Origin of the sequence: Parapedobacter sp. 2B3, assembly GCF_041925275.1 — a bacterium.
GTDB lineage: Bacteria > Bacteroidota > Bacteroidia > Sphingobacteriales > Sphingobacteriaceae > Parapedobacter > Parapedobacter pyrenivorans_A.
On record NZ_JBHEUZ010000002.1, the window covers coordinates 95013 to 108767 of the forward strand.

13 protein-coding genes are annotated in these 13755 nt (G+C 51.1%); 1 reads left to right on the top strand and 12 read right to left on the bottom strand.

Annotated features, from left to right (window positions below):
• Positions 1–284 precede the first annotated feature (284 nt).
• The 5 genes from ACEVG1_RS02865 to ACEVG1_RS02885 are packed head-to-tail and all read right to left on the bottom strand — an operon-like array spanning position 285 to position 6092.
• A complete protein-coding gene (locus tag ACEVG1_RS02865) occupies positions 285–908 on the bottom strand; it encodes a rhomboid family intramembrane serine protease (RefSeq protein ID WP_374742049.1) in 624 nt (207 codons plus the stop codon).
• 43 nt (positions 909–951) lie between these two features.
• Positions 952–2022, bottom strand: a complete 1071-nt coding sequence (locus ACEVG1_RS02870; protein WP_374742050.1) for a PA0069 family radical SAM protein — start codon at positions 2020–2022, stop codon at positions 952–954.
• Positions 2023–2049: 27 nt separating this feature from the next.
• Positions 2050–3357, bottom strand: coding sequence for a DNA mismatch repair protein (locus tag ACEVG1_RS02875; RefSeq protein ID WP_374742051.1), 1308 nt, complete (start codon positions 3355–3357; stop codon positions 2050–2052).
• Positions 3358–4620, bottom strand: coding sequence for an FG-GAP repeat domain-containing protein (locus tag ACEVG1_RS02880; protein ID WP_374742052.1), 1263 nt, complete (start codon positions 4618–4620; stop codon positions 3358–3360).
• A 29-nt stretch (positions 4621–4649) separates the two neighbouring features.
• A complete protein-coding gene (locus tag ACEVG1_RS02885) occupies positions 4650–6092 on the bottom strand; it encodes a sulfatase (RefSeq protein ID WP_374742053.1) in 1443 nt (480 codons plus the stop codon).
• A gap of 345 nt (positions 6093–6437) precedes the next feature.
• On the opposite strand from ACEVG1_RS02885, the gene ACEVG1_RS02890 reads away from it, so the two are divergent.
• Positions 6438–6911: a DUF4833 domain-containing protein gene (locus tag ACEVG1_RS02890; RefSeq protein ID WP_374742054.1), complete on the top strand. Its 474-nt coding sequence runs from the start codon at positions 6438–6440 to the stop codon at positions 6909–6911.
• On the opposite strand, the gene bshC is transcribed toward ACEVG1_RS02890, so the two are convergent.
• The 7 genes from bshC to ACEVG1_RS02925 form a co-directional block, all read right to left on the bottom strand.
• Positions 6905–8494 (bottom strand): bacillithiol biosynthesis cysteine-adding enzyme BshC, encoded by a 1590-nt coding sequence (bshC, locus tag ACEVG1_RS02895; protein ID WP_374742055.1) that lies wholly within the window; start codon positions 8492–8494, stop codon positions 6905–6907. The genes ACEVG1_RS02890 and bshC overlap by 7 nt on opposite strands.
• 48 nt (positions 8495–8542) lie before the next feature.
• Positions 8543–9877: a 30S ribosomal protein S12 methylthiotransferase RimO gene (gene rimO, locus ACEVG1_RS02900; protein ID WP_374742056.1), complete on the bottom strand. Its 1335-nt coding sequence runs from the start codon at positions 9875–9877 to the stop codon at positions 8543–8545.
• A gap of 12 nt (positions 9878–9889) precedes the next feature.
• Positions 9890–10852, bottom strand: a complete 963-nt coding sequence (gene ftsY / locus ACEVG1_RS02905) for a signal recognition particle-docking protein FtsY (protein ID WP_374742057.1) — start codon at positions 10850–10852, stop codon at positions 9890–9892.
• Positions 10853–10966: 114 nt separating this feature from the next.
• Positions 10967–11152 carry a DUF4295 domain-containing protein gene (locus tag ACEVG1_RS02910; RefSeq protein ID WP_374742058.1) on the bottom strand — a complete coding sequence of 62 codons (186 nt, stop codon included), beginning with the start codon at positions 11150–11152 and terminating at the stop codon, positions 10967–10969.
• A 46-nt stretch (positions 11153–11198) separates the two neighbouring features.
• Entirely contained in the window at positions 11199–11381 is a 183-nt protein-coding gene (gene rpmG / locus ACEVG1_RS02915; protein WP_257658623.1) for a 50S ribosomal protein L33, read from the bottom strand.
• Positions 11382–11425: 44 nt separating this feature from the next.
• A complete protein-coding gene (gene rpmB / locus ACEVG1_RS02920) occupies positions 11426–11659 on the bottom strand; it encodes a 50S ribosomal protein L28 (protein ID WP_188507788.1) in 234 nt (77 codons plus the stop codon).
• 184 nt (positions 11660–11843) lie between these two features.
• Positions 11844–13754 (bottom strand): RagB/SusD family nutrient uptake outer membrane protein, encoded by a 1911-nt coding sequence (locus tag ACEVG1_RS02925; RefSeq protein WP_374742059.1) that lies wholly within the window; start codon positions 13752–13754, stop codon positions 11844–11846.
• Position 13755: the final 1 nt, after the last annotated feature.

Here is a 13755-nt window from a genome sequence, read left to right on the forward strand (position 1 = left end):
GATTCATTAATTTTTTTTGCAGCGTCAATGAAGACGCTGCGCTAAGTTAGTTCTTTAATGGCCTCATGGAACCTGCACGTTCATCATCTTTTTGTTGTTAGCACCGACGTGGCAGGTTTCATTACAATTCCTATACAATTAAGTTTATAAACGCCGCTAATGTAAATATTAATCGCAAAAAATCAATATAGCCTGCCTATATTTGAAGATTTATTTTATTAATCCCATTACAATATATTGGTTTTAAGTATATTAAATTGGTGTTAGGAAAACACTAAGCGTGCTTAAGAAAATTGCCCGATAAAATAAGATATAATGCTCGGATATAGCACGATGGTAAATGCCAATCCGAAAACTGCGCCATAAAAATGTGCGTCGTGGTTGATGCCATCACGTGCGTTGCGCGATGCCCAAACGCAATAGCCGAGATAAAGAAAGGCAAACAACCAGGCAGGCATGGGGATGATGAAGAAGATACCGAGCATGGTCATGGGCTGGAACAGGATGAAACTGAACAATACGGCACTGATGGCGCCTGAAGCACCGAGGCTATAATAGTTGGGATTGTTACGCTCCTTGAATACCGTGCGTACATCGCTCACCACCAAGCCAAGGATATAAAGCAACGCGAAGTGGAGATGACCCCAAGCGCTCAGGCTCACGAATATGGACTCAAGGGCAAAGCCAAAGAAATAAAATGTAAGCATGTTGAATAGCAGGTGCCCCCAATCGCGGTGGATAAGGCCACTAGTGATGAGGGTGTACGTATGGCGCCCTCGGCTTACGCTGTGCGGGTGGAGCATAAACCGACCGAAAAGTTGGTGGTTTGAAAATGTGTAGATACTGGTAACGATGGTAAAGGCAAAAATGATGCTGGCTACCGGTGTCTGGATCAGATATTCTTTCATCCTCTAAGGTTCAACTGCCGAAAGTAAGAAAAAAAAACGGCCTTCAAAATAAATCCAGCTGCTTTCCACCCTTGGGTGTAAACAGATCCAGCCGTAGCTCGGGCAGCGTGCGGTGGTTCATGTATTGCTTCACGCTCAGTTTGAACAATTGCCTGATGCTTTCGGCCTCATGCCCTTCACCCCGCATGCGGGTGCCCCACCGACTATCGTTGAGTCTGCCGCCGTGGCAGGCGGAAATGCCGTGGAGTACTTTTTCGGCCCGGTCGGGGTACGCCTTGTGTACCCAATCGGTAAACAGTTCTCCGATAGCCCCATTGAGCCTTACAATGGTATACCCCGCACCGCGCGCACCATGGTGTGCCGCTGCTTCAATGACCCGTGGCACTTCGTTGCTATTGAGACCGGGGATGATGGGTGCGCACATCACCATCACGGGGATGCCCGCGTCGCTTAGCCGCTGGATGACATGGAGTCGACCCTTGGCCGTAACCGTACGCGGCTCCATCTTCTGCCGCAGCGATTCATCCAATGAATTGATTGAAATGGCCACGTGGACAAGACCCAGGCCGGCCAATTGCGAGAGGATATCCAGGTCGCGCAGGATGAGGTTGTTCTTGCTGATGATGGAGACGGGATGCCGATAGCTTACCAGTACCTGCAGGATAGCTCGGGTGATACCTAGTTTACGCTCTATAGGTTGGTAGCAGTCGGTATTGCCCGAGAGCATGATGGGTTGCGGCTTGTAGCCGCGCGCATTGAACTGGCGTTCAAGCACAGCGGCGGCATTGCGTTTGACAATGATTTTGCGCTCGAAATCGAGCCCCGCACTGTAGCCCCAATATTCGTGGGCATTGCGCGCGTAACAGTAGATACAACCGTGCTCACAGCCTTGGTAGGGGTTGAGGGAGTATCCCATGCGGAGATCGGGACTATCGTTGACACTGATGATTTTCTTGGGGTTTTCTTCAATGAGTTGAGTGCCCGAGTTTTCGAGAAACTCTTCATCCAGCCCTTCGATGTGCTCGGCGACATACCGCTGTGCGGCAAACTTATTGTGCGTATTTACCTGCGCTCCCCGGCCTTTGAAATATTCGGGATTTTGAATGGTATCCATCAAACAAATATACTAATTTATTTAGTATTATTGTTTATTGTTTAACAATGCAAATACACCTTCGTTTTCCAATATCCACAGGCCGATTCGGTCATCGGTAATGCCCTTCCGAAGGCGATAATCGAATACAGGCTTTCCGTCGACCATATCGATAGGTAGGTAATAGAAGCTGATGTGCTGGTTCGCGGCCAACGCTTGGGCAGCTTCTACGATATGCGTGGAAATGATAAAAAAGCCCTTGTTGATAGCAGCAAATGCCTGTACGATACGGAGTGAGCCTTCGTAGGCATCTTTTACATTGGTACCACGGAACAACTCATCGAAGATGACCAGTAGACGATCGGTTTGTTGGATACGTTCGGCAACCAGCTTCACCCGTTTCACTTCCGTGTAGAAATGGCTATAGCCTGCGCCGATATTGTCGGCGAGGTTGATGGTGGTGATGAGCCCATTGAGTAGGCAGGTTTGCATTCGTACTGCCGGCACCGGGAAACCGAGGTGGGCAAGGTAAACCGCAATACCCACCGCCTTCATAAGCGTTGATTTACCCGCCATATTTGCTCCCGTGATGAAGTTGAGCCGCCGATCGGATGTCAAGGAGACATTGTTGGGTGTCGGGTTATCGAGCAACGGGTGGAAAACGCCTTCGAGTTGCAGGGCCTCCTCATCGTGAAACTCAGGGAAGGTGAATCCGTACCTGCGGGTCGCGATGGCTATGGCTTGATAGGCATCGAGCAGATAGACCTGGTCGAGCAAATTCAGCGTTTCCTGATGGAACTTATTGCGGAGCAGGTAGTCGATGTATTCCACATGGTACCGCCCCATGCGCTTTTCTGGTGCTGTTATGTAGGCAGCAAGCAGCGGGTGCTCGCTTAACCGAGCAAGGGTGTTACGGAGATCAGCCAGAAGGGGGGTATCATTGCCCGGTGGGTAGGCGTTACAGTGTACGGTGACGAATGCCAGGATATCCAAGACCTCAGCTATGCCACGGCGCTTGGTATAATACGTTTGGTTGGGCGAGAAAAAGTGGGCCATGGCATTACGGATACCACCATATACCGAAAATGACGCCGGCCGGTCGGGCCGCTTGAGGTAGTAGTCCATAAAGTCGACCGCTGTCTTATCGAAAGTGAGCTCTACAGCTTTTTCCACAAAGAACCGGATATTGGACCTACGGATCGCTAGTTCGTTGTGGTTGGCAAGTGGTTTGCCGAACAGTTCGCGTAATGCATCTTCACCACCGTGTGTCTCAGTGTGGTTAAAACAGCCAAATACGCTGTCGCTGAGCTCATCTAGCAATTGCAGGTCTATCCGGGTTTGTTGATCTAAAAACATTTACTCTATTCCAGTTCCTGGTGCTGGGTTCGCTTTTCCCAATAACAGGCGCCCCTGCGAGCCCCACCCCCCAATGAATGCGTCGGCGATGCCATCACCGTTCAGATCGCCTACGGTGATGTTCCAGTTGCGGCCCACCACCGATGGAGGGAGGACATCGTCGGTTACGTCCGTGAAATGGCCTGTTCCATCGTTGCGGAAGGCGCGTAATCGTTCTTCAGAGAAGCCCGGAATAGCGATGGCGCTCAATAACAAGTCAATGTGGCCGTCGTGGTCGAAATCGATTTCGCGTGCCGAATAGGTGGAATATTTATAAGCGGGCATGCGTTGTGTGGTTTCGTCGGTAAACCGCGCTTGACCATCGTTTATGAGTATGCGGGCAACCGGGTTCTTGTCCCACTTGCCTCCATTGCTGGTGATGTTGGCAAAAACGATGTCCAAATCGCCGTCGCCATCGACATCGAACACCAATGCTTCACGTGTTTCCAACGGCTCGGGCAAATCGAGTTGGTCGGCATGCTCGGTAAATCGACCCGTGCCGTCGTTGAGGAGCAAGCGGTTTGGCGGTACCTCATTGCCTATCACCATATCGAGGTGGCCATCGTCGTTAAAATCGGCCAGTTTGATGCTTTGCGTGGCGTCATTGACCTGTGGCAGGTTTTCGGCTGTGCGGTCTATGAAATACCCGGGGCGCCCCGGATCGTTTAACCAAAGGAAGTTTTGACCATCCTTCCCAGAATTGCCTACCACGATGTCGGGGCGGCCATCGCCATCCAGGTCGCCTACATCGAGACCGTTACCCTCACTCTTACCCAGCAGGCGGTTGCTCACATTGCGGAAAGTGCCATCGCCATTGCCAAGGTAATACTCATGGGTTTGGTCATCTTCGGCTACAAACACCACATCGATATGGCCATCGCCATCGAAATCGACTGCGCGCACGTGTTCGGTATCGTGCTTGGCGGCCTTGAACACGCTACGCTGCCAGCTGAGCACACCTTTGCCATCGTTGATATACAGCCGGTTCTCGTCCGCTTCGAGGGCGGCGATGACATCCAAGTCGCCATCGCCATCCACATCGGCGAAGGCTACTTCGAGGATATGTGCTTCGGGATCTTCCGGCACGTGGGTGGCGGTGACATCGATGAAATGGCGGGTTTCCATTCCCTGTTCGGCAGGTAAGGATGAGCCGCATGACCAAGCCATTCCGCCAGCGGCCAACAAGACCCCTATTTTTGTCGTTTTCGGATTTGTCGCATTCATTGGTTGGTTTTGTTAAGTGAACAATGGGGTTATTTCAATTCATCGATCCTACCGGGCTCCCGCAGGTTTTTTCCAGCTACGCCGGTGAGCGCATCACCCATATCGGCACGGGCCCTTTCAGCCAGCCGTAGCATCGCTTCGACTATCCGGGGGTGTTCGGCAGCCACATTCGTAGCTTCGCTGATGTCTTTGCCAAGGTGGTATAGCTCGGGTGTTTCCATTTTGGTCATCTCGTACTTGATGGGGATGCCGTCATCGCGGCGCGGTTGATCAGACTTGAGGGTGCGGTAGGCGTGCGGCAGGTAGAGTTTCCATTCGCCCATGATGACCGCCTGGAGCTCATTGCGGTTGTAATAGATATAGTAGGCCTCATGGGGCGTTTTTGCCCCATCTGCCACTTGCATGAGTTGCCCGATGTCGAGCCCATCGATGTGACGGCGGGGAAGTTCCGCCCCGGCTATCCACGCGATGGTAGGTAACACGTCGATAGTCATGGCAGGCTCGGCCTGTATTTTGCCGGCCGGTAGATTGCCGGGCCAACGCATGATGCAGGGCACGCGGATACCGCCTTCCCACGAAGTGCCTTTGCCCTCGCGCAATGGGAGAGCCTCGCCGCTGTGCCCGCTATAGGAAAGCCAGGGCCCATTATCGGAGGCAAAGATCACTAAGGTGCGGTCGTCCAAGCCGTATCGGTTTAGCGTTTGCAACACCTGCCCCACGGACCAGTCGATTTCCATAATCACGTCGCCGTATAATCCCCTTTCAGATTGGCCCTTAAACTTGTCGGACACGGCCAATGGCACGTGGGGCATGCTGTGGGCGAGGTAGAGAAAAAAGGGTTCATCTTTATTCCGTGCGATAAAATCAATAGCCCGCTCGGTATACTGCGTGGTAAGCAGGTCTTGATTGTTGACCGTATCGATAACGCGTTCGTTTTCGTACAGAGGCAAGGGTGGGTAGTAGTTTTTATTCTCTGGATGGTGCGGCCACATGTCGTTGGAGTACGGAAGACCGAAGAACTCGTCGAACCCTTGCCGTGTGGGAAGGAAGGGCGTGTGGTGGCCGAGGTGCCATTTGCCGATAGCGGCGGTGTGGTAACCCAGCGGTTTAAGCATTTCGGCGATGGTCATCTCGTCGGGATGGAGGCCGTGTTTGGCGGTGTGGTCGAGCGCGCCATGGATACCGAGCCTATTGGGATAACATCCCGTAAGCAAGGCAGCTCGGGATGCGGAGCAGACAGCCTGTGCCGCGTGGAAGTTTGTGAATTGCACCCCTTCTGCGGCCATTCGGTCGAGATTGGGCGTCTGGATATCGGGCGAACCGAATACACCGACATCCTGGTACCCTTGGTCGTCGGTAAAGATGATGACGACGTTCGGTTTCTGCCTTGCAGGCGCTACTTGCGCATCGGCGACGGCGGATACCAAGCACATGGCGGATAACAGCAGGGGGCCTGTCGACGGTATGGTCATAATCGTTGTCTTTATAAGGAATCCTATGATGATTCAACAGCTAATGTACGGAAATATTTTCCGATGGAGCGGTTCAAGGGAAGTTTGGTTGGCGAAGATTCACGATCATTGTGCGGTAGCATTATCCTTGCCATGGCAGCGGAGTGCCTATTATATTGCATATCATACGGATTTTAGCTAAGTTTGGGGAAAAGGAGGCTGCTTATGCTGAGATACCCGCTCTTACGTCCGTGTGCTTTTCACCATTTGCGTCTACGCCGGGGTGCAAAAGGCAGTCTATGTGTTTTGCTCTTTTTCTCGGGGTTTAGTTTGGCTGCGCAGGAGCGCCAATCAGCAAAAAAAGTCGTGGTTGACAGCCTTCCGGTGCCAAACGAACCGAACCAGCTATTCTACTTGCAGCGTGATCCGGATGCCAACACGGTCATCTACCAACTCAACATGGAAGAGGGGGTTGTTGACCCCGATGAGCCGGTAAATGTCTATTGGATCCGCTATGCGGAGGGCGGTCTACGTAAAGGGTTGAATTATCTGCAACGTACCCTGGCATACGGCATTAGTCATAGATCGCTTGGCAATGGGGAGTTTGAATTAGTACTCGCCGCCTATAAGGACCACCCGTTGCGGTTGGCATATTGCGAAAAGAGTAAATCCTACAAGGTGTATACCACTATCAAAAATCGGGAAGCGGTCTTAGAACGTATTTTTGTACGTATCGATGGAGGTAGTGTGCTCAGTCCGAATATCCTATACTTTGAATTGACGGGTCGAGACACTACGACCCATGCACGCGTAAGCGAACAGATAAAGCCGGTTCAATAAATGATGGTAAACTTGAAATCCAACGGGTTGAAGTGATGGATGAGCTCGTCGATGAGGCGGTCGCCATAACGCACATACAACGGACCCATATTTTCCGACCGTTCCTGCAACACCCCACCTGGAAAAAGCTTTTCCTTGATACGGTCAATCTGGATCAGCGCATCTTCATGGTTACGCTTATCGGCTTTAAGCAACTTCTTCTCCAAATTGTGGATGGCTTTTTTCAGCCGTGCTTTCACCGCATCTGTACTAGGGCCCAAGCTCGGATCGATTTTATGGGCGCGCAGACGCAGCTTGCTGAAGATGGCGTTTAGTTCCATCCACTCGTCGTTGAGTGTAAGCCGGTGTTTGGTGTGGCGGCGGACATATTCTTTCTTGAGTTCTTCCGTGTCTTTGAAAATACTTCGGAAGGTCAAGTTGAGCCGAAGCACCTTCACCGACATGTTGTCGTCGGTGATCATCGCCGAGTTGCGGGGTACGAGGATCGGGAAATCCAAGCCGTAGTGCTCAAAACATGATTTCAGTTGTAACCAATAGGCAACCTCAGCGCCTCCGCCGATGTAGGCAAGGTTTGGCAATATCACTTCTTGGTACAGGGGGCGCATCACCACATTCGGACTGAAACGCTCGGGGTGTTGTTGTATTTCCACTTTGAGTTCGTCTTCCGAAAAATAAATCCCTTGGTTAAGCACCTCAAACCGGGCGTCTTCACGCTTTACAATACGCTCGCGGAATCCATCGGTGAGGTAGAAGAAATTGATTTCGCGGGCATGCACTTGTGCGGTAAATCCGGCCGCATGCAATGCTTCCGACGTTTTTTCAATAGCCGAGTGGCTGTATAATCCAAGGATATCCCGCTCGATGAAGGGTGCGAAGCGTTGTTTGAGCGTTGCCTCGTCTGCATCGATGATTACAAGACCGTGGGCACCGAACAGTCCGTTGACCAAATGCCTCGTGGCATCCGCCAGGTTATCGTGTTTCAGGTAGGCTGCCTCAACCAAGGCGGCCAATTTGGATGAGTTGTCCGAAAGGCCAAGTGTACGTTGGTATTCACGTACGGTATCCGTCAACCCGGCCGTCTTCATACGCCCCGTCGCTCCCACGGCGGGGATGTCCCATACGATCTTCTTGCCGTGAAGCCTCGTATGATTGATTTCGGCAAAATCGTGGTCTTCGGTCGCCATCCAATAAACAGGTACAAAGTTGTACTCGGGGAAGGCTATTTTGAGATCGCGGGCAAGCCGTATGGTGGTGGCTATTTTAAAAATGAAATACAGCGGCCCTGTGAAGATGTTGAGTTGGTGGCCGGTGGTAACGGTAAAAGTACGTTCGTCTGCCAGGGCATCAATGTTGGTTGCAACAGTGGGGTGCTGCTGCAGGGCAGCACCGTATTGGTGGCGCAATACCTGCACCAAAGTGGCCCGGTCGGTTTTGCCGGCCTTGGTTTCCAATTGGCGGGCAAACCCTTCAATCGTTGGCTTATTCCCCGCGAAATTAGCCAGCGATGGGTCGTTACTTAAATATGCCAGCAATGTTTTTGAAAAGCTGTTGGTGTCTTTGTAATCTATGTAGGTGGCCTTCATCAATAAACAAAGATAGGCGTTGCGAGCGAAAACCGGGACGGATAACGATTATTTGACAATCGTTCCATACAGGTCGAAATCTTCGGCCCTGTCTATACGCACATGGGCGAAGCGCCCCAATGTAAGGTAGTTTTGCGCGGTAGGGATGAGTACTTCGTTGTCTACCTCGGGCGAATCGTATTCGGTACGGCCGATGAAATAGTCACCCTCTACTTTATCCACCAGCACCTTGTAGGTATTCCCCACTTTCTGCTGGTTGATATCGAAGGAGATGCCTTGTTGGATGTCCATGATCTGTTCCACGCGGTTGGCTTTTATTTCTTCGGGCACATCGTCTACCAAGGTGTGGGCATGGGTCTTTTCTTCGTGTGAGTAGGTAAAACAGCCGAGGCGGTCGAAACGCGTGTCGGCCACCCATTGCCGGAGCTCTTCAAAATCCCGTTCGGTTTCGCCGGGGTACCCGCAGATAAGTGTGGTGCGCAGGGCAATGTCCGGCACGCGGTCGCGTATGGCATTAACCAGGTCGATTGTCTTCTGCTTGGTGATGCCCCGCCGCATGGAGGTAAGCATGCGGTCGCTGACGTGCTGCAGGGGCATGTCGAGGTAATTGCAGATATTGGTACGCTCGTTCATCGCATCGAGGATGTCCATCGGAAAGCCCGACGGATAGGCATATTGCAGCCGTATCCATTCGATACCTTCCACGTCTGATAGCCGGCGCAGTAAGTCAGCAAGGTTGCGCTTGCCGTATAGGTCGAGCCCATAGTAGGTTAGGTCCTGAGCGATGAGGATAAGTTCTTTGGTGCCATTTTTGGCCAACAACTGGGCCTCTTTCACAAGTGATTCCATCGGTGTGGATGCATGTTTCCCCCGCATCAGCGGGATGGCGCAGAAGGAACAGGGCCGGTTGCAGCCTTCCGCAATTTTGAAATACGCAAAATGTGACGGCGTGGTCAGCAAGCGCTCGCCAATCAGCTCGTGCTTGTAATCCGCCCCGACAGCACCAAGGAGGTCTTGCAAATCATGCGTGCCGAAGTAGGCGTCTACGTTGGGTATTTCGCTTTGCAGTTCCGGTTTGTAACGTTCCGATAAGCACCCAGTAACGATGACCTTACCAACCTTGCCCGCATCTTTGAGCGCGCTGTATTGCAGGATGGTATCGATCGATTCCTGCTTTGCGTTGTCTATGAACCCACAGGTATTGATGACCACGATATCGTCGGTCTGTATATCAGCCGACTCATGCACTACCGGCATATCGTTGCCCCGCAGTTGGCCCATCAGCACCTCACTGTCGTGTATATTTTTGGAGCAGCCCAATGTAACCACGTTTACGCGCGGTTTCTGGGGTACGTCTGCCGGTTTTACTTGTTTCGTCTTCATGAATGGTTATGGTCATTTGAACAGGGAGTCGACAAACTCCTTCTTGTTGAACAGTTGGAGGTCGTCCATTTTCTCGCCCACGCCGATGTATTTCACGGGTATCTTGAACTGGTCGGATATGCCAATCACCACGCCTCCCTTGGCGGTACCGTCGAGTTTGGTGAGCGCCAGTGCATTCACATCGGTAGCTTGGGTAAACTGCTTGCACTGTTCAATGGCATTTTGACCGGTAGAGGCGTCGAGTACCAACAGGATTTCGTGGGGTGCACCCGGCACGATCTTCTGCATCACCTGCTTGATCTTCGTCAGCTCATTCATGAGAGCTACCTTGTTGTGGAGCCTGCCAGCAGTATCGATGATAGCCACATCGTCTCCATTGGCCACGGCAGATTTGACGGTGTCAAACGCCACGGAGGCAGGATCCGAACCCATGGCCTGTGCCACCACGCGCACGCCCACGCGTTCTCCCCATAGCCTGATCTGGTCTACGGCTGCCGCCCGGAACGTGTCGGCGGCACCCAGTACCACCTTGTTCCCGGCTTGTTTGAGTTGATGGGCCAACTTACCGATGGTAGTTGTTTTGCCCACGCCATTTACGCCCACCACCATGATCACATACGGCTTGTGTTCGCCGTATTCGAAGTGTTCGAAATCGGCGCTGTTGTTTTCCGCGAGCAGTGCTTGGATTTCATCGCGCAGGAGGGCGTTCAGCTCCGACGTGTTGATGTACTTGTCGCGCGCCACACGGGCTTCGATGCGTTCGATGATCTTGAGCGTGGTGGTTACGCCCACATCCGACGTAACGAGCACTTCTTCCAACTCATCAAGTACGTCGTCATCCACCGTTGATTTGCCAACCACCGCCTTGGTGATCTTGGATAAAAACCCTTCTTTGGTCTTCTCTAAACCCTTATCGAGCGCCTCCTGGGCTTCCGGTGTTTCCTGCTTTTTCTTGAAAAAATCAAATAGTCCCATCGCTTAGTTGTCGTTGGGCCCGTTTAAACGGGCCCACTAATTGCAAACATAACAAAAAAGCCCTTCCGGTAGTTTCCCGAAACGGCTTTTCGCAATATTGATAGGCTACAGCGGTTACTCTGCAGCCGATTCCTCAACGGCTACTTTTGCTGCCTCAACGGCATCTTTGATGTGGTCGTTGTGCGCAATCAGTTCCTTAAAGGTATATGCACCTGTTTTCGGGGATCTAACGGCGGTGATAACTTTGGTGTAATCCTTGCCTTTGCCCGTTTTGAGTGATGCTACTGCTTTCTTTGCCATCTCTTTTTTTCATTATGCAGGTTGCTACCTGAAAGCAACCGCGGATTTATTTAATCTCTTTGTGAACGGTAACGCGGCGCAACACCGGGTTGAATTTTTTCAGCTCAAGCCGCTCGGTGGTGTTTTTCTTGTTTTTGGTGGTGATGTAACGAGACATCCCCGGTTGACCGCTTTCTTTGTGCTCGGTGCATTCCAGAATGACCTGAACCCTATTTCCTTTTTTTGCCATTGCTTCGTTGTATTATAATCCGCCCAATCGACCCGGATAATTCTTTAGACGTATCCCTTCTTGATAAACTTGTTGATCACGGCGGTGATGCCGTTTTTGTTGATGGTTTTTATCGCCGAGGTGGATACTTTCAGGGTAATCCAACGGTTTTCTTCAGGAATGAAGAACCGCTTGGTCTGCAGGTTAGGGTAAAACTTACGCTTCGTCTTCGCATTTGAATTGGAAACGTTGTACCCATTCATCGCCCCTTTTCCTGTTAAATCACAAACTCTTGACATGATGGTATTGTTATATATTATTAAACGCCTTTTTGCAAAGGGTTTGCAAATATCAGCATTTGTTTTTTATTATACAATTATTTTTTCGAATTGGTAAAATGGGCCTCGCGGACAGTCTTGCCATAATAAACGGGCGACCCTAAAGTAAAGGGCCGCCCGTATCGGATTAATCAATAAAGAACTGTCAGCTTCCAGCCTGCGGGCCCAAAACGGTTCCTTCTTGAGGTACTTGGAGCGGTTCCACATTCCGTTCAGCGCCCGGATAGCCAATGTTTTGATTAATGACACCTTTTATATTCGTGTTGATCGCATTGGCAGGGACGGGCCATAAGATGTGATGCACACTGATCTTATATTCCGCCCATTTGTGTACCACCCCTTTGTTGTAGAAGTTGCTCCTAGTCACCACACGATCGTACCAAAAATTGACGCCTTCTTGTTTTACGTTTGAACCTGTTCCTCCTGGTCCGCTTAGATTTTGCAGACTATACGTACGGCCACCGAAAATCTCGCAGGGTTTGCCCGTTCTCGCATAGATATACGAAATCCGCACCAATTCGACATGTCGGTTCTCCTCATAATAAAGCTCGCGAGCACGCTCATCCAGTATTTCTCCGATATTGATGTCTCCTGCGTTGAGGGGCTGGGCACCCGCACGGATTCGTACCTCATTCAGAGCCTCAGCCGCGAGCGCCGGTTGGTCTTTCCAATAATAACATTCGGCAATCAACAGGTAAACCTCGGCCGACCGGTAAATGTACCAGGGAGTTTCACCACCGGCCCATTGGGTTTGTAGCGGATCTGGCACGAACACCTTGTAATGTGGCCACGGATACCACGTTCTAATGGTATCTTCCACGCTCATGTTGGCTGGCTTTACGAAGTGTTCGCCATACCACGGATTTCCACTGGATTTCAATCCGGGGGCATTGTATCTCAAATCTTCCATGCGGCGCCAACTATCGCGATTGTATATCCCCCGCATATCGTTAGCTTCCTTATCAGCTCGCCATATATAGCTTGTAAAGTAGGATGTGGAACGCAACCGGCCGATACCCCGGCCATAGGACTTATTTAAGTCCATTTCGGGATCGGTTTCGCCGGCTGCTGGCGCGATGCTTGTACCCCCTTGTCCATCGGGTGTTTTGATGTTTCCGCTATTCCAAAAGGGCACGGCATTACGCATCGTTTGGATGCGGTCTGAACCTTCTTCTTCGGGATACGATACCACATACATCAACCCTTCGGTATTGGTCATGTCCAATTTTGCTTCGATGCTGTGCAAATCAAACATCAGGTTGGTATTGGGCTTACCCTGGTTAGGCGTAAAGCGGTTTTTCATCAGCGGATGCTTGGCTACGATTTCTTGCCCTACCTGTATGGCGCGGTCAAAGTCGCCGAGTACCATGCAAACTTTCATAAGCAACACACCGCAGGCTGCCTTCGAAGTACGGCCACGATCCACAACTTCGGGGACCCATTGGTAAGCAAACTCCAAATCCTTCTTCATCCGTTCTAGGATACCCCACCGATCGTACGAATAGAAGTCATACTTGGGGGCTTCGATTTCCCAATCCAGGTATGGTACATCGCCGAATTGGTGGGTCAGTTTGTAGTATCGGTACGCCCGGTGGAAATAGGCTGACCCAAGCACCGCATTACGTTCTTCTTCACTTCCAAATTCGGCGTTGTCAATACGTGAAATCACTGTATTTGCGTATTTGACGCCTTTGTATCCTTCATACCAGTACCACCCAACCTTGGTGAAATCGGTATGATTCAATTGTGCATCTGGCAAAAGAGCGACATCCATATCCATTTGTGGACCTGCTTTGTCCGTGGTACCCTCAACCGCCACTTCTGACTGGATAATCTCCGTCAATATCGGCGCTGCGTCACCGAAGTACTCATGCCGCATATTACGCTCTAACGTAGTAAGTGCAGAATACATCCCTTCGGCATTGGATAGGGCTACACCGGGTTCGTAGAATGACAGCGGCTTGGGCTGGAGCCAATCTTCACTACAGCCCACTACCGTGAAGGCCATGGTTGCCAATGCCAAGGCTGCTTTGCTATATATCTTTTTATTATTCATC

What these genes read in the sequence shown, in the direction of transcription:
- ACEVG1_RS02865 (WP_374742049.1), bottom strand. Translation starts at nt 908, where the DNA reads ATGAAAGAATATCTGATCCAGACACCGGTAGCCAGCATCATTTTTGCC.
- ACEVG1_RS02880 (WP_374742052.1), bottom strand. Translation starts at nt 4,620, where the DNA reads ATGAATGCGACAAATCCGAAAACGACAAAAATAGGGGTCTTGTTGGCC.
- rpmG (WP_257658623.1), bottom strand. Translation starts at nt 11,381, where the DNA reads ATGGCAAAAAAAGGAAATAGGGTTCAGGTCATTCTGGAATGCACCGAG.
- ACEVG1_RS02885 (WP_374742053.1), bottom strand. Translation starts at nt 6,092, where the DNA reads ATGACCATACCGTCGACAGGCCCCCTGCTGTTATCCGCCATGTGCTTG.
- ACEVG1_RS02910 (WP_374742058.1), bottom strand. Translation starts at nt 11,152, where the DNA reads ATGGCAAAGAAAGCAGTAGCATCACTCAAAACGGGCAAAGGCAAGGAT.
- ftsY (WP_374742057.1), bottom strand. Translation starts at nt 10,852, where the DNA reads ATGGGACTATTTGATTTTTTCAAGAAAAAGCAGGAAACACCGGAAGCC.
- ACEVG1_RS02870 (WP_374742050.1), bottom strand. Translation starts at nt 2,022, where the DNA reads ATGGATACCATTCAAAATCCCGAATATTTCAAAGGCCGGGGAGCGCAG.
- ACEVG1_RS02925 (WP_374742059.1), bottom strand. Translation starts at nt 13,754, where the DNA reads ATGAATAATAAAAAGATATATAGCAAAGCAGCCTTGGCATTGGCAACC.
- rpmB (WP_188507788.1), bottom strand. Translation starts at nt 11,659, where the DNA reads ATGTCAAGAGTTTGTGATTTAACAGGAAAAGGGGCGATGAATGGGTAC.
- ACEVG1_RS02875 (WP_374742051.1), bottom strand. Translation starts at nt 3,357, where the DNA reads ATGTTTTTAGATCAACAAACCCGGATAGACCTGCAATTGCTAGATGAG.
- rimO (WP_374742056.1), bottom strand. Translation starts at nt 9,877, where the DNA reads ATGAAGACGAAACAAGTAAAACCGGCAGACGTACCCCAGAAACCGCGC.
- bshC (WP_374742055.1), bottom strand. Translation starts at nt 8,494, where the DNA reads ATGAAGGCCACCTACATAGATTACAAAGACACCAACAGCTTTTCAAAA.